The organism is Pseudomonas sp. TREG-RG-20F-10-E-6-01 (assembly GCF_022662455.1).
GTDB lineage: Bacteria > Pseudomonadota > Gammaproteobacteria > Pseudomonadales > Pseudomonadaceae > Aquipseudomonas.
This window is the reverse complement of sequence record NZ_JAKNQP010000010.1, coordinates 97,612-120,577: the sequence shown is the minus strand read 5'-3', so window position 1 is coordinate 120,577 and position 22,966 is coordinate 97,612. Positions and strand designations below refer to the sequence as shown.

Here is a 22,966-nt window from a genome sequence, read left to right as displayed (position 1 = left end):
CAGGTAACACCCTCAGATGTGAAAAAACTGTTACCGCTGAATTTTCACGTAACAAAAGCCGGGGCTTACGGTAACGAAGCCCCGGCTTTTTTTCGCCCCCGAAAACGCCGAAAGCGCCTCAACCCCCCGGTTTTGCTGGACGGCACAAAAGTTGGCACGCACCCTGCTATATGCTTAGTACAAAAACAATAACAAGCTCAGTACCCGACAATAAAAATAAGACGTATCGACTCACGCACAATAAAAACAACACGGCGGAGGCGCAGCTAACTGATTCTTTTGGAGAGGCGTTGCATTTGGGGCTTGCCCCGCAACCAGGCCGAGAACAACAAAAACTGCCCTAAGGCAGAGCCTGAACTGGTTGGATCGTAGATCAGCAACACAGCGACCAAAGCAATCCGTTTGCTCTTGACTCCCGATTGGGAGTGTCATGAAGGTGAAGCTTCATGGCGAGGGCGATCAACAAAAACAAGAAGCCCGAAATCAATAATAAAAATAGAGCACGCAACTACTTCTGGGGGAGCTTCGGCTCCCCTTGTAGTTTCCGGCATTTAGCCGGTTCCCCTGTCTTTTAAGCTTATGGCGCAAGGCCTGCAGCTTGTTCCTACACCATCCCTCGACTAAATGCTAGAATCCCCGCCCATCATGCGGTCATTCTTCGTTATGGCCGAACATTCCTTCAAACAGTGCATCCCATGCTGAAGAAGTTGTTCCAGTCATTCCGTTCTCCCTTGCGTCGTACGCAACACATTCGCAGCACGCCTGAAGTGCTTAACAGCAATCAGCATTCATTGCAGCGTGCTCAATTCAGCCGCTATGCGGTGAACATCGTCGAACGTTTGCAGAACGCCGGCTACCAGGCTTATCTGGTGGGCGGCTGTGTACGTGACATGATGCTCAATATCACGCCCAAGGATTTCGACGTCGCCACCAGCGCCACGCCCGAGCAAGTGCGTGCCGAATTTCGCAACGCGCGAATCATCGGTCGCCGGTTCAAGTTGGTGCATATCCACTTCGGCCGCGAAATCATCGAGGTCGCCACGTTCCGCGCCGGCCACCCGCAAAACGATGAAGAGGAAGACACCAACCAGTCTTCCCGCAACGAAAGCGGCCGCATCCTGCGCGACAACGTCTATGGCACCCTGGAAGAAGACGCGCAACGCCGCGACTTCACCATCAACGCCTTGTATTACGACCCGGTCAGCGAGCGCATCCTTGATTACGCCAATGGCGTACACGACATTCGCAACAACCTGATCCGTTTGATCGGCGACCCGACGCAGCGCTACCAGGAAGACCCTGTGCGCATGCTGCGAGCGGTGCGTTTTGCCGCCAAGCTGAATTTCGGTATCGAGAAACACACGGCCGCGCCGATTCGCGACCTGGCGCCCATGCTGCGGGAAATTCCTTCGGCACGCCTGTTCGAGGAAGTGCTCAAGCTGTTCCTCTCGGGGTACGCCGCCGACACTTTCGAAATGCTCGTCGACCTGCAGTTGTTCGACCCACTGTTCCCGGCCAGCGCCGAGGCTCTGGAATACAACCCGACGTACACCCACACGCTGATCAGCGAAGCCTTGATCAATACCGACCTGCGCATCAAACAGAACAAACCGGTGACCCCGGCGTTCCTGTTTGCCGCCTTGTTGTGGCCGGCCCTGCCCAAACGCGTACTGCGCCTGCAGGACCGTGGCATGCCGCCGATTCCTGCCATGCAGGAAGCTGCGCACGAGCTGATCGCCGAGCAATGCCAACGCATCGCCATTCCGAAACGTTTCACCCTGCCGATCCGCGAGATCTGGGACATGCAGGAGCGCCTGCCACGGCGCAGCGGCAAACGCGCCGACCTGCTGCTGGACAACCCGCGCTTCCGCGCTGGCTACGACTTCCTGTTGCTGCGCGAAAGCGCCGGCGAGCAAACCGACGGCCTGGGCGAATGGTGGACCGACTACCAGGACGCCAACGACAGCCAGCGCCGCGACATGATTCGTGACCTTGGCAGCAAAGGTGATGGCGCCAGCGATGGGCCGAAGAAGCGTCGTCGCAGCTCCAGCAAGCGCAAACGCACGTCTGCCGATGCCTCGGACGCTGCAGGCGAATAAACGTGGAACGTATCTACATCGGTATGGGCAGCAACCTCGCTGCCCCGGACCAGCAATTGCGCAGCGCCATTGCGGCGTTGGCGTTATTGCCAGGCACCGCCCTCGTCGGTGTGTCCGACTTCTATCAGAGTGACTCCCTGCTCCCCGGTCAGCCGCGCTATACCAATGCGGTCGCGGCCTTGGACAGCAGCCTTGCGCCACTGGCGCTGCTCGATGCACTGCAAGCCATCGAAAACGGCCAGGGCCGCGAACGTCTCGAGCGTTGGGGCCCGCGTACGCTGGACCTGGATATCCTGCTGTTTGGCGATCGCCTGATCGACGAGCCGCGCCTCACAGTGCCGCACTACCAGCTGCACCTGCGCGCGTTCGTGCTGTACCCGCTGGCCGAACTGGCCCCCGCTGAGTTGCAGCTGCCCGACGGCCGAACGCTCGCGGAGCTGTTGAAGGCCTGCCCGTTTGTCGGCCTGGAACGCCTCTCTACCGCCTGATGCAGCCCCCTTTGGGAAAACGAGCTTGCTCGCGAATGCGGTGATCCAGTCGCTACAGGCTTTGACTGACCCACCGCATTCGCGAGCAAGCCCGCTCCCACATTTGATCTCGCAGGCCATCAAAAGCGGTCTTCTACGTGCTGAATCGCGTCAGTAACAGCGGTAACACCGCCATCGTAACAATGCGGTAACACATCCAATTGACTTCCCGAGTCCTCATCACGACTATAGGCGTCCCGCTGCCGCCAACCCGGCGCTGAAGGGCGCAATCCAGGCCTTATAAGCACTGCTCTCAAGACGGTGCGCCTGTATAAACGAAGACTCACGCGCGTTACTCGCTGTTTCCAAGCGCCTGAACGAGGACCCTTTTCATGCCAGACATTACCCTGACCACCTTGCAGAGCCTCAAGCTCAAAGGTGAAAAAATCACCATGCTGACGTGCTACGACGCCACCTTCGCCCACGCCAGTTGCCAGGCCGGTGTCGAAGTGCTGTTGATAGGCGACTCGCTGGGCATGGTTCTTCAAGGGAATGACAGCACCCTGCCCGTCACCACCGATGAACTCGCCTACCACACCGCCAGCGTCAAGCGCGGTAACGATGGCGCTTTCATCATCGCCGACCTGCCGTTCATGGGTTACGCCACGCTGGAACAGACCTTTCAGAACGCCGGCAAACTGATGCAGGCCGGCGCGCACATGATCAAGGTCGAAGGCGCCGTATGGCTGGCCGAGTCGATCCGCCTGCTGGCCGAGCGCGGTGTGCCGGTGTGCGTGCACATGGGCCTGACGCCACAGTCAGTGAACATCCTCGGCGGTTACAAGGTACAAGGCCGCAATGAAGCCCAGGCGCGTCAGATGCGCGCGGATGCCATCGCCCTGGAACAAGCCGGTGCCGCGATGATCCTGCTCGAATGCGTACCGAGCGAATTGGCGGCAGAGATCACCCAGGCAGTCAAAGTGCCGGTAATCGGCATCGGCGCGGGCTCTGCCACAGACGGCCAGGTTCTGGTCTTGCATGACATGCTCGGCCTGTCGCTGACCGGGCGGGCACCCAAGTTCGTGAAAAACTTCATGGCAGGTAAAGACAGCATCCAGGCCGCGTTGAGCGCTTACGTCGACGAAGTCAAAGCCGTTACTTTCCCAGGCGCCGAACACGGATTCTCTGCATGAACACCGTTAAAACCGTACGAGAACTGCGCGCTGCAGTCGCCCACGCGCGCAGCGCCGGCAAGCGCATTGGCTTTGTGCCCACCATGGGCAACCTGCACAGCGGCCACGCCACCCTCGTGACCAAGGCCGCCCAGCAATCGGATTTCGTGGTGGCGAGTATCTTCGTCAACCCGTTGCAGTTCGGTGCCGGCGAAGACCTGGACAAATACCCTCGCACCCTGGCTGCCGATCAGGAAAAGCTGCTGCAAGCCGGTTGCAACCTGCTGTTCGCGCCCACCGTCGAAGAAATGTACCCCGGCGGCATGACCGGCCAGACCCGCGTCAGCGTCCCGCAACTGTCCGAAGGCCTCTGCGGCGCCAGCCGCCCCGGGCACTTCGAAGGTGTCGCGACGGTGGTCAGCAAGCTGTTCAACATGGTCCAGCCGGATATGGCCGTGTTTGGCCAGAAGGATTATCAGCAACTGGCAGTGATTCGCGCCATGGTGCATGACCTGAACATGCCCATCCAGATCATCGGCGAGCCCACCGTGCGTGCCGCTGACGGTCTCGCGCTGTCTTCGCGCAACGGTTACCTCAGCGAAGAGCAACGCGCCATCGCGCCGGTGCTGTACCGCAGCCTCAGCCAGATTGCCGCCGCCATCAAAGGCGGCGACCACGATTTCGCCAAGCTGCGTGCCGAGCAGATCCAGCAGATCGAAGCGGCCGGATTGCGCATGGATTACCTGGAAGTGCGCCAAGGTGTGCACCTGCGTCCCGCCACGCCAGAGGATCGCGATGTAGTGATCCTGGTGGCCGCGTACTTGGGCGCCACACGCCTGATCGACAACCTGCACCTGACCCTGGCCTGACCTCGCCTTTTCTCCCTCAAAAAAGCGCGCTTGTTGCCCTCCCCGCTGTGCCGGTATAAAAAAGTACCGGCTACAGCGCAGACAAAGCCAAGACATATCGACACGCTAGGTTTAATGTAAACGCCCTGTGCCATTGTTGGCGCTGACCGGAACCCAACGCCTGATGAAAGACTGGACGTTCCGGATTTAGAAGTGTCCTAAAGGCAAGTCCCCGTAATAAAAAGGAAACCCGCAGCGATGGCGTATTACCGCACTCCTCATGACGTTACCGCTCTGCCCGCTTGGCAAGCGCTCGATAAACATCGCCAAGCCATGCAGGATTTCAGCATGCGCGACGCATTCAATGCCGATCCCCAGCGCTTTTCCCAATTCACCTTGAGCAGCTGCGGGCTTTTCCTCGATTACTCGAAAAACCTCATCACTGCCCAAACGCGCGCCTTGCTTGTCGACCTGGCCAATGAAGTCGGCCTTAAAGACGCGATCAACGCGCTCTACGCTGGCGAGCCGGTCAACTCCTCCGAAGGCCGTCCGGCCCTGCACACCGCACTGCGTCGCCCGGTTGGCGACAAGTTGTCGGTCAACGGCGTGAACATCATGCCGGACGTGCACAAGGTGCTGAACCAGATCACTGACCTGGTCGGCCGCATCCATGATGGCCTGTGGCGCGGTTACACCGAGAAGCCGATCACCGACGTGGTGAACATCGGCATCGGTGGCTCGTTCCTCGGCCCGGAGCTGGTCTCCGAAGCGCTGTTGTCCTACGCCCACAAAGGTGTGCGCTGCCACTACCTGGCGAACATTGACGGCAGCGAGTTCCACGAGCTGACCCAGAAGCTGCGCGCCGAGACCACGCTGTTTATCGTCTCGTCAAAATCCTTCAACACCCTGGAAACCCTGAAAAACGCCCAGGCCGCCCGCGCCTGGTACCTGGCCCAGGGTGGCTCGGAAGCCGAGCTGTATCGCCACTTCATCGCCGTCTCAAGCAACAACGCCGCGGCCGTGGCCTTCGGTATCCGCGAAGAAAACATCTTCCCGATGTGGGACTGGGTGGGCGGGCGTTACTCGCTGTGGTCGGCCATCGGCTTGCCGATTGCCCTGGCGATCGGCATGTCCAACTTCAAGGAACTGCTGTCCGGTGCCTACACCATGGACCAGCATTTCCAGAACGCCCCATTCGAAGCCAACATGCCCGTGCTGCTGGGTCTGCTGGGCGTGTGGTACGGCAACTTCTGGGGTGCGCAGAGCCACGCGATCCTGCCGTACGACCACTACCTGCGCAACATCACCAAACACTTGCAACAGTTGGACATGGAATCCAACGGCAAGAGTGTGCGCCAGGACGGTACGCCAGTGTCCACCGATACCGGCCCGGTCATCTGGGGCGGCGTAGGGTGCAACGGCCAGCACGCCTACCACCAGTTGCTGCACCAGGGGACCCAACTGATTCCGGCCGACTTCATTGTGCCGATTGTCAGCTTCAACCCGGTGTCCGACCACCATCAGTGGCTGTACGCCAACTGCCTGTCTCAAAGCCAGGCACTGATGCTCGGCAAAACCCGCAGCGAAGCCGAAGCCGAGTTGCGTGAGAAGGGCGTTGCCGAAGCCGAAGTGCAGAAGCTGGCCCCGCACAAGGTCATCCCGGGCAACCGTCCGAGCAACACCATTGTGGTTGAACGCATCAGCCCGCGCCGCCTGGGCGCACTGGTGGCTATGTATGAACACAAAGTGTTTGTACAAAGCGTGGTCTGGGGTATCAACGCCTTCGACCAATGGGGTGTGGAGTTGGGCAAAGAGCTGGGCAAAGGCGTGTATAACCGTCTGACCGGCGCCGAAGAAACCTCGGCCGAGGATGCTTCGACCCAAGGCCTGATCAACTACTTCCGCGGTCGTCACCGCGGCTGAAGCCGGTAAACCAAGGCCAACGTCCGTTTGGACGTTGGCCTTGAACCCTCCCCCCACTGCGTGCATCTTTATGACTTGTCGCCAAAACAAGAATAAGGACCGCTCATGTTCGATATCAGCACATTCCCCAACGCCGATGCCGTCCGCCAGGCCGCGCAGCTCAGTCAAGCCGACTACCAGCGCCTCTATCGCCAATCCATCGAGCAACCCGACACTTTTTGGGCAGAACAGGCCAACAGCTTTCTCGACTGGATCAAACCCTGGCACACCGTCCAGCATTCAGACATTCACACCGGCGCCGCCCAATGGTTTGCCGGCGGCCAACTGAACGTCAGCTACAACTGCATCGACCGTCACCTGGCGCAACGCGCCGACCAGCCTGCCTTCATCTGGGAAGGCGATGATCCGACAGGGTCTGCAAAAATCACCTACCGCCAGCTCCATCAAAACGTCAGCCGCCTGGCCAATGTGTTGAAAAGCCGTGGCGTGAAAAAAGGCGACCGCGTGTGCATCTACATGCCAATGATCCCGGAAGCCGCCTACGCAATGCTGGCCTGCACACGCATTGGCGCGGTGCACTCGGTGGTTTTTGGCGGGTTCTCACCGGACGCCCTGCGTGACCGTATTCTCGACGCCGACTGCCGCACCGTGATCACCGCCGATGAAGGCGTGCGCGGCGGTAAACCGGTGGCGCTGAAAAAGAACGTCGACAAGGCCCTGGCCAGCTGCCCGAACGTCAGCACAGTGCTGGTGGTGGAGCGCACCGGTGCTGACCTTGCCTGGCACGAAGGCCGCGACCTCAAGTACCAGCAAGCGCTGGATGCCGCCAGCGACGACTGCCCGCCCGAGCCCATGGACGCCGAAGACCCGCTGTTCATCCTCTACACCTCCGGCAGCACCGGCAAACCCAAAGGCGTGCTGCACACCACCGGCGGCTACCTGCTGCAAGCGGCGATGACCTTCAAGTACGTGCTCGATTACCGCGACGGCGAAGTGTTCTGGTGCACCGCCGACGTGGGTTGGGTGACCGGCCACAGCTACATCGTGTACGGTCCGCTGGCCAATGGCGCCACCTCGCTGATGTTCGAAGGCGTGCCGAGCTACCCGGACAGCTCGCGCTTCTGGCAAGTGATCGACAAACATCAGGTGAACATCTTCTACACCGCGCCCACCGCCCTGCGTGCCCTGATGCGTGAGGGTCACGGACCACTGGAGAATACCTCCCGTGCCAGCTTGCGCCTGCTGGGCAGTGTCGGCGAACCTATCAACCCCGAAGCCTGGGACTGGTACTTCAACGCCGTCGGTGAACAACGCTGCCCAATTGTCGATACGTGGTGGCAGACCGAAACCGGCGGCATCATGCTCAGCCCCCTGGTCAGCGCCCAGCGGATCAAGCCCGGCTGCGCAACCCAGCCGATGTTTGGCGTGGAGCCGGTGCTGTTGGATGAGCAAGGCAAGCCAATCAGCGGCGCCGGCAGTGGCGTGCTGGCGATCAAGGCCAGCTGGCCGGGGCAGGTTCGCAGCGTCTACGGCGACCCGCAGCGCATGATCGACACCTATTTCAAACCCTACCCGGGCTACTACTTCACGGGCGACGGCGCACGCCGCGATGAAGACGGCGACTACTGGATCACCGGGCGCATCGACGATGTGATCAACGTGTCCGGCCACCGCATCGGCACTGCCGACGTGGAAAGCGCGCTGGTGCTGCATGACCAAGTGGCCGAAGCCGCCGTGGTGGGCTATCCCCACGACGTCAAAGGCCAGGGAATTTATGCCTTCGTCACGCCCATGAATGGCGTTGAACCCAGCGATGCGTTGAAGAAAAACCTGCTTGAGCTGGTCAGCAAGGAAATCGGCAGCTTTGCCAAGCCGGAACTGATCCAATGGGCGCCGGCCTTGCCGAAAACCCGCTCCGGCAAGATCATGCGGCGGATTCTGCGCAAAATCGCCTGCAACGAACTGGACAGCCTGGGTGACACCTCGACCCTGGCCGACCCCAGCGTCGTGGATGGCCTGATCGACAAACGCCTGAACCGCTAGGAACCCTCGAGTCGCCATGGAATTTATCCGCAGCCGTATCGAAACCCAGCTGATGAGCCTCACCGGCCTGTCGCTGGGCCAGCTGGACCTGGAAAACCCCAAGGGCGATCCAGGCCTGTTCGGGCCGGACTCGATCAGTTGGCAAGTCCATGGCGATTTCAGCAGCATGTTGATTGGTGGCATCAGCGCCTTGATGCTGCAAGCCTTGCACCCGTTGGCCCTGGCGGGTGTGTGGGATCACTCGAATTTTCGCCAGGACATGCTCGGGCGTTTGCGGCGCACCTCGCAGTTCATTTCCGGAACCACGTTCGGCTCGCGCAAAGACGCCGAATGGCTGATCGAAAAAGTGCGCACCATTCACCTGCAAGTGACGGGGCACGCCCCGGACGGGCGACCTTACGCGGCCAGCGATCCGGCGTTGCTGACGTGGGTGCATGTGGCGGAGGTCAGCAACTTCCTCACGGCCCACCTGCGTTACTGCAACCCTCGCCTTTCGGGGCGGGATCAGGATCGCTACTACAGTGAAATTGCGTTGGTGGCCGAACGCTTGGGCGCGCGGCATGTTCCGCGTTCACGGCAGGAAATTTCGGATTACCTGGCGCGCATTCGTCCCCAACTGCTGTGCGACGAGCGCAGCCGCGAAGTGTTGCGTCTGCTGCTCAATGCACCCTCACCCAGCACGCTGGCCAAACCTTTTGGTGCGCTGATGATGCAGGCCGGGATCGACTTGCTGCCCGACTGGGCGAGCAGCCTGCTCGAGCAACACCAAAGCCCGCTGCAACGGCAAATGATCCGCGCCGGGGTCAAGCGCAGTGCGCCGTTGCTGCGCTGGGCGATGCGCAATGGCTCGGTGCAGCGTGCCCATCGGCGGATGGGGTTGATGTAGGCCGGCGCCTATAGCTGTTAAACTCCGCGCCCCATTTACAGCAAGGCGCGCTCCATGACTTCCTTGAATCAGGCGCTGCGCGCCGCCCTCGATTACCGCCAAGACCTGATCCACGAGTTGCATGCCCAAGGCACTGACTGCTACCGCTTGTTTCATGGCAGCCAGGAAGGCGCCGGCGGCCTGACTATCGACCGTTACGGCACACAGTTGCTGGTGCAGAGCTTCCACCAATCCCTGGAAACAGCCGATCTTTTGGACCTGCACCAGTTGATCAACCAGTTCATGGGCCTGGAATTGCTGCTGGTCTACAACGACCGCTCCCGTGGCAACTCGCGGATCGACCGTGAAGACACGGTGTATCGCGCCGAGCCTGCCGCGCTGGTAGACCTGGTGGGCCATGAATGGGGCCTCAATTATCGCGTGCGTGGGCGCCATGCCGGGCAAGACCCGCTGCTGTTCCTGGACCTGCGCAACACCCGCGGCTGGGTCAAGGCGCACAGCGCCGGCAAGAGCGTGCTCAACCTGTTCGCCTACACCTGCGGCGTCGGCCTGAGCGCGGCGGCCGGTGGCGCGCGTGAGGTGTGCAACCTGGACTTTGCCGAGGGCAACCTGGCGGTCGGTCGCGAAAACGGTCTGCTCAACCCCCAATTGCCAACCATGCAATTCGTGCAGTCCGACTACTTCCCGGCGATTCGCCAACTGGCGGGCTTGCCGATCACTCAACGTCGCGGGCAGAAACTGCCGAACTATCCACGCCTCGAGCAGCGCCAATATGACCTGGTATTGCTCGACCCACCGGCATGGGCCAAGAGCGCCTTTGGCACCGTTGACCTGTTGCGTGACTACCAGAGCCTGCTCAAGCCTGCGCTGCTCGCGACGGCCGACAATGGCGTGCTGATCTGCTGCAACAATTTGGCGAAAGTCAGCATGGATGACTGGCGCGAACAGGTGCTGCGTTGCGCTGAGAAAGCCGGTCGCCCGGTACGCGACTGGCAAATCATGACACCGGGTGCCGACTTCCCTTCCCAGGACCAGCAGCCACCGTTGAAAACCCTCATCCTGCAGTTGTAGTACTTTTCCCAAGCGGCCCGGTGCTTCGGAACCGAAATCCCGTGCCATACTCCAAGGCACTCCTGTTCGACATAGATGGCGTCACTCATGCCCAAAGGATTGATCCGCGCCGCTGGCGCCTTGTTGACCGCCCTGGCTCTGTACAGCTTGCTGGGTTTTCTGATTTTGCCGGGCATCGCCCTTCGTATTGCCAATCAACAGCTGGCCCATTACGCCACGGTGCCGGCACGCATCGAGCGTATCGAACTCAATCCGTTCAGCCTGGAAGTGACAGCCTGGGGCTTGAAAATCGGCGAACCGGGCAAAGAGCAAGTGGGTTTCGAGCGTCTCTACGCCAACCTGCAGATCGACAGCCTTTGGACTCGCGCCCTGCACCTGGCCGATGTGCAACTCGACCAACCCAAGACCGAGCTGCTGTTCGACAAATCCGGCCAACTGAACCTGGCGCAGTTGTTCAAGCTGCCGCCGAGCGAGCCGACCCCGGCCGATCCCGACGCCAAGCCATTCCCGCTGCGCATCGACAGCATCAAGCTGGCGGGCGGCTATGTGCATTTTCGAGACCTGCGTCCCAGCGAACCGATCGAATTCCTCTACGACAAACTCGACTTTGAACTCAAAAACCTCAGCACCTTGCCGGAAGACAACGCCGACATGACGCTGGTGGCCGCCGGCCCTGAAGGTGGGCAAATCGACTGGAAAGGCAATTTCAGCCTGGTGCCGATCACCTCCAAGGGCACGCTGAAAGTTACCGACGGCAAGATGAAGGCCTGGTGGCCGTATGTTCGTGATGCCGTGCCGCTCGTGCTGGAAGACGGTGTGCTGAATTTCAGCACCGACTACACATTCAGCCTGGCCAAAGAAACCGAACTGAACCTGACCAACACCGCCGCCAGCATTGCGCCGTTTGCTATCAAGGCGCCCGATGGCCGCCCATTGGTGCGCCTGGAACGCTTGGACGTCAGTGACACCACGGTGGACCTGGCCAAGCAGCACGTAGTGGTCGGCAAGATTCGCAGCAACAAGCTGGAAACCTGGGCCGCCCGCGAAGCCGATGGGCAACTGGATTGGCAAAAACTGTTCGCCAGCCAACCGAGCAAGCCGGCCAAGGCGCCCGAGCCCGCCAATGCGCCGGCAACGGCCGACTCGCCAAAGGCTGAATCGGCCGCGCCTGGCAAGCCCTGGCAAGTACTGCTCAAGGATGTGCAGCTGCGTAACTATCAGGTGCACCTGGCCGACCGTCAGGCCAAACCTGCGGTAGCGCTGGAACTGGGCCCCTTGAACGTCGATGTGCAGAACTTCGACAGCCTCAACCAAAGCCCGTTTACCTTGAAGGTCGACTCCGGCCTGGGTAAACAAGGCAAGATCCAGGCAACCGGCGAGGTCAATCTCAACCCGGTCAGCGCCAAACTCAAAGTGAATACCCAGGACATCGACCTGCGGGTTGCTCAGTCCTATATCAGCCCGTTCATTCGGCTGGAACTGCGCAGCGGCATGTTGGGCAGCAACCTGGATGTGAACCTCAAGAGCACCGAGCCCTTGGCGCTTCAGGTCACCGGCCGCGCTCAGGTCGACCAATTGCACACCCTGGACACGCTCAAGACCCGCGACTTCCTCAAATGGCAGCGCCTGGTGCTCGAAGGTGTCAATTATCAACACGGCGACAGCCTGTCGATCAACAAGGTCAACCTGCTGCAACCGTACGCGCGCTTCATGATCAATGATGACCGCACCACCAACATCGATGACCTGTTGATCCCGCAGCCGGCCGACAGTGGCGCCAAATCGGCAGCCAAGCCGGCGGCCAGCAAAGATAAGCCGCTGGGCATCCACATAGGGCAGATCGCGATCAATGACGGCTCGGCCAACTTTGCCGACTTCAGCCTCACGCCCAACTTTGCCACGGCCATTCAACAGCTCAACGGGCAGATCGGCACCATTGACAGTCGCCAAGCCAAACCGGCCAGCGTCGACATCAAGGGCAAGGTGGATCGCTATGCGCCAGTGACCATCAAAGGCAGCGTGAACCCGTTTGATCCGATGGCGGCGCTGGATATCGCCACCAGCTTCAAACGCGTCGAGTTGACCACGTTGACGCCGTATTCCGGCAAGTTTGCCGGTTTCCGCATCCGCAAGGGCCGGCTCAACCTGGACCTGCATTATGTGATCACCAAAGGCCAGTTGAAGGCTGAAAACAAAGTGGTGGTTGAGCAACTGCAACTGGGTGAGAAAGTCGACAGCGCCGACGCCGTGGATTTGCCGATTCGCCTGGCCATCGCCCTGCTCAAGGACTCCGACGGCAAGATCTCCATCGAACTGCCGGTCACCGGCGACCTGAACAACCCGCAATTCAGCGTGATGCCGATTGTCTGGCAAACCCTGCGTAACCTGGTGGTGCGCGCGGCGACGGCGCCGTTCAAGTTCATCGGTGGGCTGGTCACGGGCGGAGGCTCGGAAGATTTGGGCAATGTGTCGTTCGCCCCAGGCTCCAGCGAATTGAACAAAGACGCTCAAGGCGCGCTGAATACCCTGGCCAAGGCACTCAAAGAGCGCCCTACCCTGCGCCTTGAAATCGAAGGCACGGCGGCTGCCAGCAGTGACGGTCCCTTGCTCGCCGCTGAGCGACTGGAACGTGAATATCAATACAACTACTACAAGATACTGCAGCGCCGTGGCGATAAGGTTCCGGCCCAGGCTTCGCTGCTGGTCGTCCCCGAGAAGGAAAAAGCGCCGTTGCTGGAAGGCATCTACCGCACCCGTCTGAAACAACAACCGCCGGCCGAGTGGAAAGACCTGAGCAGCGATGAACGCACCGCGAAGCTGCGTGACGGGCTGATCAAGTTCTGGGGCGCCAGTGATGTACTGCTGCGTCAACTGGGGCAAGACCGAGCCAGTGCCATCAAGGACTACCTGGTGGACAAGGGCCAGCTGGAAGATGACCGGGTGTACTTCATCGATGCCAACCTGGGGCAGGCGGAGAAGGATGGCCGGGTGGTAACCCCAATGCATCTGGATGCTGAGTAACACCTGAGACACCCATCCAAATGTGGGAGCTGGCTTGCCGGCGATGCAGACACCTCGGTCATTCAGTTGAATCGAGGTGATGCTATCGCAGGCAAGCCAGCTCCCACATTTGTTTGTGCTCGGCCTGGGGTTTTGTTTGCGCCCAGAATAGAACAGGCCCCGACACAAGTGCCGGGGCCTGTAATGACCACATCCGTGTGGTCGGTCGCATGAACTCCAGAGGTGCCTTGGGTGGATATCTAACTCGCCCTAAGCCGCCGCTATTCAGTTCAGACGAACAGTTAAGCGTTACTCTGCTTTCAGGCCATCGGCCGATACAGCTTTAACGCCTTTGATTTTCTTGGCGATATTCACCGCGGTGGTTTTCTGTGCTTCAGTCACAGCGACCGAAGAGGACAGAGAAACTACGCCTTTGTTGGTTTCGACTTTGATGTCGGTGCCAGGAATGCCTTTCTCGGTTACCAGGTCAGCTTTCACTTTGGTGGTGATCCAGGTATCGGAAGTGGCGCCCTTGGCGTCAGCTGCTGCGCCTTTGGTTTTGTCGACGTTGTCGGCTTTAGTTGCGCCGCCTGCCAGCAGGCCGTCAGCAGAAACAGCGGTCACACCTTTGATGCGCTTGGTGATTGCTACTGCGGTGGCTTTCTGCGAATCAGAGATCGCTACGGTCGACGACAGGGAAACCACACCTTTGTTGGTTTCAACCTTGATGTCCGAACCAGGAATGCCTTTCTCGGTCAGCAGGTCAGCTTTGACTTTGGTGGTGATCCAAGTATCCGAAGTGGATTCTTTGGCTTTGGTCATTTCGCCAGCAGCCATGGTCATTGGAGCTTGGGAAGTCTGAGCAAAGGCCACGTTAGCACCCATGGCCAGGGTCAGAGCGGTAGCAGTAGCGAGAGCGAACTTCTTCATACGAGTAACTCCTGTTTTATTGAAAGTCTGCAGTGGGTAAACCTTGATGCTGCAGCGTTACCAGGATTATTGCAGGCAGTGTGCCAAGTTAGATTTTCGAATTAAATCCTTATAAAACAATAACTTATAAAAATGACCAATTTTCGGAATCGTGCAACTTGCATGAAGAAGGCCGTCCTTGCATGCAAGTTGCGGCTTTTGGGATTTACTAAGCTTCTGATTTATCGGCATTTTCCTAAGCGCATAAAAAAGGACTCCGAAGAGTCCTTTTTTTCAGCGTGAGGCCGGGTAATTAAACGCCCGAAGCCTTGGCTGCTGCTACGTCCTTGATGGACAGCTTGATACGGCCGCGGTTGTCCACGTCCAGTACCAGCACTTCCACTTCCTGACCTTCTTTCAGAATGTCGGTCACTTTCTCAACACGAGCGTCGCTCAGCATGGAGATGTGCACCAGACCGTCTTTGCCCGGCAGGATGTTGACGAATGCGCCGAAGTCGACGATGCGCTCAACTTTACCGACGTAGATCTTGCCGATCTCGGCTTCTGCGGTGATACCCAGAACGCGCTGACGTGCAGCTTCTGCAGCTTCTTTGGTTTCGCCGAAGATCTTGATCGAGCCGTCGTCTTCGATGTCGATCGAAGCCTTGGTCTCTTCACAGATCGCACGAATGGTCGCGCCGCCTTTACCGATAACATCACGGATTTTGTCGGTGTCGATTTTCATCGCGATCATGGTCGGAGCATTTTCCGACAGCTCGGTACGCGACTGACCAATGATCTGGTTCATCTGGCCGAGGATGTTCAGGCGCGCTTCCAGGGCTTGGCCCAGAGCGATTTCCATGATCTCTTCGGTGATGCCCTTGATCTTGATGTCCATCTGCAGCGCGGTAACACCTTTAGCGGTACCGGCTACTTTGAAGTCCATGTCGCCCAGGTGGTCTTCGTCGCCCAGGATGTCGGTCAGGATGGCGAACTTCTCGCCTTCTTTAACCAGGCCCATGGCGATACCGGCAACCGGTGCCTTCATCGGCACACCAGCGTCCATCAGCGCCAGGGAAGCACCGCAGACCGAAGCCATGGAGCTGGAACCGTTGGACTCGGTGATTTCCGACACAACACGAATGGTGTACGGGAACACGTCGGCGGCAGGCAGCATGGCTGCAATCGAACGACGGGCCAGACGGCCGTGACCGATTTCGCGACGACCAGCACCACCCATGCGACCACACTCACCTACCGAGAACGGAGGGAAGTTGTAGTGCAGCATGAACGGGTCTTTTTTCTCGCCTTCCAGGGTGTCCAGCAGCTGTGCGTCACGGGCAGTACCCAGTGTTGCAACAACCAGAGCCTGGGTTTCGCCACGGGTGAACAGAGCCGAACCGTGAGTCTTCGGCAGAACGCCGACTTCGATGTTCAGCGGACGTACGGTGCGCGTGTCGCGACCATCGATACGCGGCTTGCCGTTAACGATGTTTTCGCGAACGGTGCGGTATTCGATTTCACCGAAGGCAGCTTTGACGTCGCTGGAAGAAGGCTGGCCTTCTTCGCCGGACAGCTTGGCCACAACCTGCTCCTTCAGCTCGCCCAGGCGAGCGTAGCGGTCGGCCTTGACGGTGATGGTGTAGGCGTCGGAGATGGCAGCGCCGAACTCGGCGCGGATCGCACCCAGCAGTTCAGTCGCTTCAGCCTGTGGAGCCCAGGTCCAAGTCGGCTTGGCAGCTTCGGCAGCCAGTTCTTTAACAGCGTTGATCACAACCTGGAACTCGTCGTGAGCAAACAGTACCGCGCCCAGCATCTGGTCTTCGGTCAGCTCTTTGGCTTCCGATTCAACCATCAACACGGCTTCCGACGTACCGGCAACGACCATGTCCAGGCTCGACGCTTTCTGTTGTTCGTAAGTCGGGTTCAGCAGGTAGCCGGTGCTTTCGTGGAAAGCAACGCGAGCTGCGCCGATCGGGCCATCGAAAGGAATACCGGAGATGGCCAGGGCAGCCGAAGTACCGATCATCGCAGCGATGTCCGGATCGGTCTTCTTGCTGGTGGAAACGACGGTGCAGACAACCTGCACTTCGTTCATGAAACCTTCTGGGAACAGCGGACGGATCGGACGGTCGATCAGTCGGGAAGTCAGGGTTTCTTTTTCGGAAGGACGGCCTTCGCGCTTGAAGAAACCGCCAGGGATCTTACCGGCAGCGTAAGTCTTTTCCTGGTAGTGAACGGAAAGAGGGAAGAAGCCTTTGCTTGGGTCAGCGGTCTTGGCGCCAACAACGGTCACCAATACGGTGACGTCGTCGTCAACGGTGACCAGCACTGCGCCGGAGGCTTGACGGGCGATACGGCCTGTCTCGAGGGTAACGGTCGACTGACCGAACTGGAATTTTTTGATAACCGGGTTCACGGTGTCCTACCTTCTTTGTGGCTCTTGGGGAACTTGTCTTCTTGCGAAATTCTTGGGCAATGCCGGGAATCGGCCCGACGCTCGTCCAGGGTAAAACGTGTATCCAGATAAAACTTGAGGCTGGGAGCCTGCCATGGGCCAGCGGGAACCCCACTGACACACGGCAGACAACCAACCTCTAGCGCAATCGCTGATTAGCGACGCAGACCCAGGCGACCGATCAGAGCCTGATAACGACCCAGATCCTTGCCTTTCAGGTAGTCCAGCAGCTTACGGCGCTGGTTTACCATGCGGATCAGACCACGACGGGAGTGGTGATCTTTACCGTTGGCCTTGAAGTGACCTTGCAGCTTGTTGATGTTGTGGGTCAGCAGTGCAACTTGCACTTCTGGCGAACCAGTGTCACCAACAGCTTGCTGATAGTCAGCTACGATTTGTGCTTTTTCTTGAACGTCGAGAGCCATGAGGCAATCCTTTTTTCAGGAAACCACCCAAAGGGTGATCTCAACAGGCCAGGGACAAATCCCTGTATCTAAAAATGAGTGTTGACCGTGCCTGTTAACAGCCACACTCGTTCGGTCATTCTGACCGAATCAGTCGACGCGGCGCGATGCGCCCGTCTTCGCTCACTTCACCGATACCGATGAAGCGACCGTTATGATCCTGTACCCGCACCATACCGAACTTCGGAGCGTCCGGGGCACGCACCGGCTGGCCGTTGAGCCAGTAGAACGCGCTGTGCTCCGAGAAGTGCAGCAATGGCCAATCCAGCAAACCGCTGTCCGATGGCATCAGGAAGCGATCAACTGCTTCATTGCCGCCTTCGGCGTGTACCGCTTCCAACTCTTCCAGCGTGACCGTCTGGGCCAGGCTGAAAGGACCGGCCTGGGTGCGTCGCAGTTCTGCAACGTACGCGCCGCAACCGAGCTTTTCACCAATATCTTCCACCAGGGTACGGATATAGGTGCCTTTGCTGCAGTCCACGGCCAAGCGGGCAGTGTCGCCTTCATGGGCGAGCAATTCCAAGCGCGCAATAGTAACAGAACGCGGTTCGCGCTCCACTACTTCGCCCGCACGTGCCAGCTTGTACAGAGGCTGGCCATCACGCTTGAGGGCCGAGTACATCGGCGGTATCTGACTGATTTGCCCACGAAAACCGGGTAAAGCAGCTTCAATATCAGCACGACCAACGGTCACGTCGCGAACCTGCAGAACATCACCCTCGGCGTCGGCCGTGGTGGTGGTCTTGCCCAGTTGCATCAGGGTTTCGTAACCCTTGTCGGAATCGAGCAGGTATTGCGAGAACTTGGTCGCCTCACCAAAGCACAACGGCAGCACGCCGGTGGCCAGGGGGTCGAGACTGCCGGTATGCCCGGCCTTCTCGGCATTGAGCAGCCAGCGAACCTTCTGCAAGGCAGCATTGGAGGTAAAACCAATGGGCTTGTCGAGCAGAATAATGCCGCTGACGTTGCGACGGATACGTTTGACCTGAGCCACCGCTTACTCCTTGGCGTCTTCAGGTGTGGAAGGGTGCTGGCTGTCTTCAGCCACGGCGCGCTCGATCAGCGCCGACAGGTGCGCACCACGCACGACGCTTTCGTCGTAGTGGAAGTGCAACTGAGGCACGCTGCGCAGCTTCATTTCGCGGGCCAACTGCATGCGCAGGAAACCTGCGGCCGAGTTGAGCACCTTGATGCTTTGCGCGATTTCTTCGCTGCTGTCCTGGCCCATCACGGTGATGAAGATCTTCGCGTGACCTACGTCGCGGCTCACTTCAACGGCGGTGATGGTGACCAGGCCAACGCGTGGGTCTTTGACTTCGCGACGGATCAGTTGGGCCAGCTCGCGCTGCATCTGATCGCCGATACGCTGGGTACGGCTGTATTCTTTTGCCATGTCTTGTTACCTGTTACTGCCACACGGTGAAACCCGTGGGGTCTGAAAGCGGCAAACGCCCGGCCTGACAAAAGCCAGACCGGGCGTTGCGTTTAGAGTCCGTACGCTGCGCGGGGCATCTGCATGCCCACGCGTCGCGTGGCTCCGGAAGTGCGCGAGTTAGAGGCTGCGAGCAACCTGAACCTTCTCGTAGACTTCGATCTTGTCGCCAGCTTTGACGTCGTTGTAGCTCTTGACGCCGATACCGCATTCCATGCCGGCACGCACTTCGGAAGCGTCATCCTTGAAGCGGCGCAGGGATTCCAGCTCGCCTTCGAAGATAACGATGTCTTCACGCAGTACACGGATTGGACGGTTACGGTGCACAACACCTTCGATAACCATGCAACCGGCGATCGCGCCAAATTTCGGCGAGCGGAACACGTCACGCACCTCGGCAACACCCAGGATATTCTCCCGAACGTCGCTGCCAAGCATACCGGTAAGGGCTTTCTTGACGTCTTCGATGATGTCGTAGATGACGTTGTAGTAACGCATGTCCAGGCCTTCCTGCTCGACGATCTTGCGAGCGCCAGCATCGGCACGCACGTTGAAGCCGAACAGTACAGCGTTGGAAGCCAGTGCCAGGTTGGCGTCGGACTCGGTGATACCACCGACACCGCCACCGACAACGCGCACTTGCACTTCGTCGTTACCCAAGCCGTTCAAGGCGCCGTTCAACGCTTCGAGGGAACCACGGACGTCAGATTTGAGGACGATGTTAAGCGTCTTCTTCTCTGCCTGGCCCATGTTTTCGAAGATGTTTTCCAGCTTGCCAGCGTGAGCACGGGCCAGTTTGACTTCGCGGAACTTGCCTTGACGGAACAGAGCCACTTCACGGGCTTTCTTCTCGTCGGCTACTACGCTCATCTCGTCGCCAGCGTCCGGGGTACCGTCCAGGCCGAGAATCTCGACAGGGATGGAAGGACCGGCTTCCTTGATTGGCTTGCCGTTCTCGTCGAGCATGGCACGTACACGGCCGTAGTTCGAACCAACCAGTACCATGTCGCCTTGGCGCAGCGTACCGTCTTGAACCAGAACGGTTGCAACCGGGCCACGACCTTTGTCGAGACGCGATTCAACCACAACACCGCGACCCGGGGCCGATGGCGTTGCTTTCAGCTCGAGTACTTCAGCTTGCAGCAGGACCGCTTCGAGCAGTTCGTCTACACCGGTACCGACCTTTGCCGAGACCGAAACGAACGGCGTATCACCGCCCCACTCTTCGGACGTCACGCCGTGAACCGACAGTTCGCTACGGATGCGATCGAGATCGGCGCCCGGCTTGTCGATTTTGTTCACGGCAACAACCAATGGAACACCAGCGGCCTTGGCGTGCTGGACAGCTTCAATGGTCTGCGGCATCACGCCGTCGTCCGCTGCAACCACCAGAATCACGATGTCAGTCGCCTTGGCACCACGGGCACGCATTGCGGTAAACGCGGCGTGACCAGGGGTGTCGAGGAAAGTGACCATGCCGCGTTCGGTTTCAACGTGGTATGCACCGATGTGCTGGGTGATACCGCCGGCTTCGCCAGCAGCTACCTTGGCACGACGGATGTAGTCGAGCAGCGAGGTCTTACCGTGGTCAACGTGGCCCATTACGGTCACAACTGGCGCACGGGAGAATGACTCACCTTCAAACTTCAGGGACTCGGCCAGGGAATCTTCCAGGGCGGTGTCGCTGACCAGGGTCACTTTGTGGCCCAGCTCTTCAGCAACCAGTTGGGCAGTTTCCTGGTCCAGTACCTGGTTGATGGTCGCTGGAGTACCCAGTTTGAACATGAACTTGATGATTTCAGCAGCCTTGACCGACATCTGATTGGCGAGGTCGCCAACTGTGATGGTCTCGCCGATCTGCACATCACGCACGACAGGGCCGGTTGGGCTCTGGAAACCGTGGGCGTTGCGCTTTTTCAGCTTGGCCTTGCCGCGACCACCACGACGGAAGCCATCGCTTTCTTCGTCGGTAGTACGTGGGGCAACGCGTGGAGCAGGCGCTTTCTCTTTGACCGAGGCACGATGTGGGGCGTTTTTACGCTCGCCATCGCCACCACCACCGCGACGATTGTTATCGTCGGCACGTGGCTTGTCCGGACGACGAGGCTCGTCGCGCTTGCGAGCGTCTGCTGCAGGAGCAGGTGCAGCGGCAACCGGAGCAGCCTCACGCACCGCTTCAACAGGCGCTGCAGGAGCGGCGACCGCGTCAGTACCAGCAGGTTGCGCAGCAGCAGGCTGGCGGCGCGCTTCTTCTTCGGCGCGACGCTTGGCTTCTTCTTCAGCCTTCTGACGAGCAGCATTTTCTACTGCGCGACGTTCATCCAGTTCGCGTTTGCGCTCGGCTTCGATTTCTTCCGGGCTGCGCTGTACGAAGACTTTCTTCTTGCGTACTTCAACGCTGATGCTCTTGCTACCAGCAACACGCAGGGTGCTGGTGGTTTTGCGCTGCAATGTAATCTTGCGCGGTTCTTCCACTTTCGCCTTGTGGCTGCTCTTCAAGTGAGTCAGCAAAGACTGCTTCTCACTGTCGCTCACACCTTCATCGGCGGCGGTGTGCGGCAGACCTGCCTCACGCATCTGCTGCAACAGGCGCTCTACCGGTGTTTTGACCTCATCGGCCAGTTGTTTCACCGTGACTTGCGTCATGCACTTCTCTCCTCAGGCCGCGCCTAGTTACTCGAACCAATGGGCTCGGGCGGCCATGATCAACTTGCCGGCACGATCATCGTCAATGCCGTCGATGTCGAGCAGATCGTCAATAGACTGCTCGGCCAGGTCTTCGCGGGTAATTACGCCGCGCACCGCCAGTTCCATCGCCAAATCCTTGTCCATACCCTCAAGCGAGAGCAGGTCTTCGGCCGGATGGGCGTCTGCCAGCTTTTCCTCAGTAGCGATGGCTTTAGTCAACAAACGATCCTTGGCCCGAGCGCGAAGCTCGTTGACGGTGTCTTCGTCAAAGCCGTCGATGTTGAGCATTTCTTCCAACGGTACGTAGGCAATCTCTTCCAGGCTGGTGAAGCCTTCATCTACCAGCACCTGCGCCAGGTCTTCGTCGACTTCCAGCTCGTCGATGAAGTTGCGCAGGATGTCACCGGTTTCAGCTTGCTGCTTAGCCTGGATGTCCGATTCGGTCATCACGTTCAGGGTCCAGCCGGTCAGTTGGCTGGCCAGACGCACGTTCTGACCACCACGACCAATGGCCTGAGCCAGATTATCTGCGCCAACGGCGATGTCCATTGCATGGGCATCTTCGTCAACGATAATTGCCGCCACTTCAGCCGGCGACATGGCGTTAATTACGAACTGCGCCGGGTTATCGTCCCACAGGACGATGTCCACACGCTCACCGCCCAACTCGCCCGACACTGCCTGGACGCGCGAACCGCGCATACCAATGCAAGCGCCCTGCGGGTCGATGCGTTTGTCCTTGGAGCGGACCGCGATCTTGGCGCGCGAGCCCGGGTCGCGGGACGCAGCCATGACTTCGATCAGGCCTTCGGCAATTTCCGGCACTTCGATACGGAACAGCTCGATCAGCATTTCCGGCGCGGTACGCGACAGGATCAACTGAGGGCCGCGGTTCTCGGTGCGGATTTCCTTGAGCAGCGCACGCAGACGCACGCCGACACGGAAGGTTTCGCGAGAGATGATGTCTTCGCGGGCCAGCAACGCTTCAGCGTTGTTGCCCAGGTCAACGATCACGTTGTCGCGGGTAACTTTTTTCACGGTACCGGAGATGATTTCACCCAGGCGCTCGCGATAAGCGTCAACGACTTGAGCGCGCTCAGCTTCGCGAACCTTCTGCACGATGACCTGCTTGGCGGTCTGTGCAGCAATACGGCCGAATTCGATCGACTCGATCTTTTCTTCGACGACATCACCGACCTTGGCGCCAGGGTGCGTTTCGGCAACCTTGCTTGGCCAGGTTTCGATGGCCGGATCATCAAGATCGGCTTCTTCGACGACCGTCCAGCGACGGAAAGTCTCATAGGCACCGGTGTGGCGGTTGATTTCCACACGCAGATCAACTTCGTCTTCAAAACGCTTTTTGGTAGCAGTGGCCAGGGCCAGCTCCAGCGCTTCAAAAATCACGTTTGCCGGTACGCCCTTTTCATTGGATACCGACTCAACAACCAGCAGTACTTCTTTGCTCATCGTACGCCTCGCCTTTCGCAAGCCATTGGATCCGCGGGA

Annotated in this window: 16 protein-coding genes; 9 read left to right on the top strand and 7 right to left on the bottom strand. The window is 59.2% G+C overall.

Annotation, left to right across the window (positions count from 1 at the left end; translation table 11 throughout):
• Positions 1 to 695: 695 nt before the first annotated feature.
• From L8K08_RS24205 to L8K08_RS24165, 9 genes are all read left to right on the top strand, one after another.
• Positions 696 to 2,099, top strand: coding sequence for a polynucleotide adenylyltransferase PcnB (locus tag L8K08_RS24205; protein WP_242200427.1), 1,404 nt, complete (start codon positions 696 to 698; stop codon positions 2,097 to 2,099).
• Positions 2,100 to 2,101: 2 nt separating this feature from the next.
• Positions 2,102 to 2,587, top strand: a complete 486-nt coding sequence (folK, locus tag L8K08_RS24200; RefSeq protein ID WP_242200425.1) for a 2-amino-4-hydroxy-6-hydroxymethyldihydropteridine diphosphokinase — start codon at positions 2,102 to 2,104, stop codon at positions 2,585 to 2,587.
• Positions 2,588 to 2,958: 371 nt separating this feature from the next.
• Complete coding sequence (gene panB, locus L8K08_RS24195) at positions 2,959 to 3,759, top strand: 3-methyl-2-oxobutanoate hydroxymethyltransferase (protein ID WP_145162101.1); 801 nt, start codon at positions 2,959 to 2,961, stop codon at positions 3,757 to 3,759.
• Positions 3,756 to 4,607 carry a pantoate--beta-alanine ligase gene (panC, locus tag L8K08_RS24190; protein WP_242200423.1) on the top strand — a complete coding sequence of 284 codons (852 nt, stop codon included), beginning with the start codon at positions 3,756 to 3,758 and terminating at the stop codon, positions 4,605 to 4,607. Before panB ends, panC begins: the two co-directional genes overlap by 4 nt.
• A gap of 237 nt (positions 4,608 to 4,844) precedes the next feature.
• Complete coding sequence (gene pgi / locus L8K08_RS24185) at positions 4,845 to 6,509, top strand: glucose-6-phosphate isomerase (RefSeq protein WP_242200421.1); 1,665 nt, start codon at positions 4,845 to 4,847, stop codon at positions 6,507 to 6,509.
• 105 nt (positions 6,510 to 6,614) lie between these two features.
• Positions 6,615 to 8,552, top strand: coding sequence for an acetate--CoA ligase (acs, locus tag L8K08_RS24180; protein WP_242200419.1), 1,938 nt, complete (start codon positions 6,615 to 6,617; stop codon positions 8,550 to 8,552).
• A 16-nt stretch (positions 8,553 to 8,568) separates the two neighbouring features.
• Positions 8,569 to 9,438 (top strand): oxygenase MpaB family protein, encoded by an 870-nt coding sequence (locus tag L8K08_RS24175; RefSeq protein WP_242200416.1) that lies wholly within the window; start codon positions 8,569 to 8,571, stop codon positions 9,436 to 9,438.
• 54 nt (positions 9,439 to 9,492) lie between these two features.
• Positions 9,493 to 10,509, top strand: coding sequence for a class I SAM-dependent methyltransferase (locus L8K08_RS24170; RefSeq protein ID WP_242200410.1), 1,017 nt, complete (start codon positions 9,493 to 9,495; stop codon positions 10,507 to 10,509).
• A gap of 87 nt (positions 10,510 to 10,596) precedes the next feature.
• The gene (locus tag L8K08_RS24165; RefSeq protein ID WP_242200408.1) at positions 10,597 to 13,530 is read left to right on the top strand and encodes a DUF748 domain-containing protein; all 2,934 of its coding nucleotides are present in this window, start codon (positions 10,597 to 10,599) and stop codon (positions 13,528 to 13,530) included.
• Between the two features lie 288 nt (positions 13,531 to 13,818).
• Here L8K08_RS24165 and L8K08_RS24160 read toward each other — a convergent pair whose 3' ends face one another.
• The 7 genes from L8K08_RS24160 to nusA all read right to left on the bottom strand — a co-directional run bounded on the left by L8K08_RS24160 (position 13,819) and on the right by nusA (position 22,927).
• Entirely contained in the window at positions 13,819 to 14,439 is a 621-nt protein-coding gene (locus tag L8K08_RS24160) for a BON domain-containing protein (RefSeq protein WP_242200406.1), read from the bottom strand.
• A gap of 292 nt (positions 14,440 to 14,731) precedes the next feature.
• Positions 14,732 to 16,837, bottom strand: a complete 2,106-nt coding sequence (gene pnp, locus L8K08_RS24155; RefSeq protein ID WP_242200405.1) for a polyribonucleotide nucleotidyltransferase — start codon at positions 16,835 to 16,837, stop codon at positions 14,732 to 14,734.
• Positions 16,838 to 17,031: 194 nt separating this feature from the next.
• Positions 17,032 to 17,301 (bottom strand): 30S ribosomal protein S15, encoded by a 270-nt coding sequence (gene rpsO, locus L8K08_RS24150; protein WP_003176135.1) that lies wholly within the window; start codon positions 17,299 to 17,301, stop codon positions 17,032 to 17,034.
• 115 nt (positions 17,302 to 17,416) lie between these two features.
• Positions 17,417 to 18,334, bottom strand: coding sequence for a tRNA pseudouridine(55) synthase TruB (gene truB, locus L8K08_RS24145; RefSeq protein WP_106579253.1), 918 nt, complete (start codon positions 18,332 to 18,334; stop codon positions 17,417 to 17,419).
• A 3-nt stretch (positions 18,335 to 18,337) separates the two neighbouring features.
• On the bottom strand, positions 18,338 to 18,733 hold the full coding sequence (gene rbfA / locus L8K08_RS24140; protein WP_016973761.1) for a 30S ribosome-binding factor RbfA: 396 nt from the start codon (positions 18,731 to 18,733) through the stop codon (positions 18,338 to 18,340).
• A 159-nt stretch (positions 18,734 to 18,892) separates the two neighbouring features.
• A complete protein-coding gene (gene infB, locus L8K08_RS24135; protein WP_145162144.1) occupies positions 18,893 to 21,418 on the bottom strand; it encodes a translation initiation factor IF-2 in 2,526 nt (841 codons plus the stop codon).
• Between the two features lie 27 nt (positions 21,419 to 21,445).
• The gene (nusA, locus tag L8K08_RS24130; protein ID WP_008057419.1) at positions 21,446 to 22,927 is read right to left on the bottom strand and encodes a transcription termination factor NusA; all 1,482 of its coding nucleotides are present in this window, start codon (positions 22,925 to 22,927) and stop codon (positions 21,446 to 21,448) included.
• Positions 22,928 to 22,966: the final 39 nt, after the last annotated feature.

Coding starts and splice junctions, on each gene's coding strand:
- L8K08_RS24175 (WP_242200416.1), top strand. CDS start 8,569: ATGGAATTTATCCGCAGCCGTATCGAAACCCAGCTGATGAGCCTCACC.
- rpsO (WP_003176135.1), bottom strand. CDS start 17,301: ATGGCTCTCGACGTTCAAGAAAAAGCACAAATCGTAGCTGACTATCAG.
- infB (WP_145162144.1), bottom strand. CDS start 21,418: ATGACGCAAGTCACGGTGAAACAACTGGCCGATGAGGTCAAAACACCG.
- L8K08_RS24160 (WP_242200406.1), bottom strand. CDS start 14,439: ATGAAGAAGTTCGCTCTCGCTACTGCTACCGCTCTGACCCTGGCCATG.
- L8K08_RS24170 (WP_242200410.1), top strand. CDS start 9,493: ATGACTTCCTTGAATCAGGCGCTGCGCGCCGCCCTCGATTACCGCCAA.
- pgi (WP_242200421.1), top strand. CDS start 4,845: ATGGCGTATTACCGCACTCCTCATGACGTTACCGCTCTGCCCGCTTGG.
- nusA (WP_008057419.1), bottom strand. CDS start 22,927: ATGAGCAAAGAAGTACTGCTGGTTGTTGAGTCGGTATCCAATGAAAAG.
- rbfA (WP_016973761.1), bottom strand. CDS start 18,733: ATGGCAAAAGAATACAGCCGTACCCAGCGTATCGGCGATCAGATGCAG.
- panC (WP_242200423.1), top strand. CDS start 3,756: ATGAACACCGTTAAAACCGTACGAGAACTGCGCGCTGCAGTCGCCCAC.
- acs (WP_242200419.1), top strand. CDS start 6,615: ATGTTCGATATCAGCACATTCCCCAACGCCGATGCCGTCCGCCAGGCC.
- L8K08_RS24205 (WP_242200427.1), top strand. CDS start 696: ATGCTGAAGAAGTTGTTCCAGTCATTCCGTTCTCCCTTGCGTCGTACG.
- L8K08_RS24165 (WP_242200408.1), top strand. CDS start 10,597: ATGCCCAAAGGATTGATCCGCGCCGCTGGCGCCTTGTTGACCGCCCTG.
- panB (WP_145162101.1), top strand. CDS start 2,959: ATGCCAGACATTACCCTGACCACCTTGCAGAGCCTCAAGCTCAAAGGT.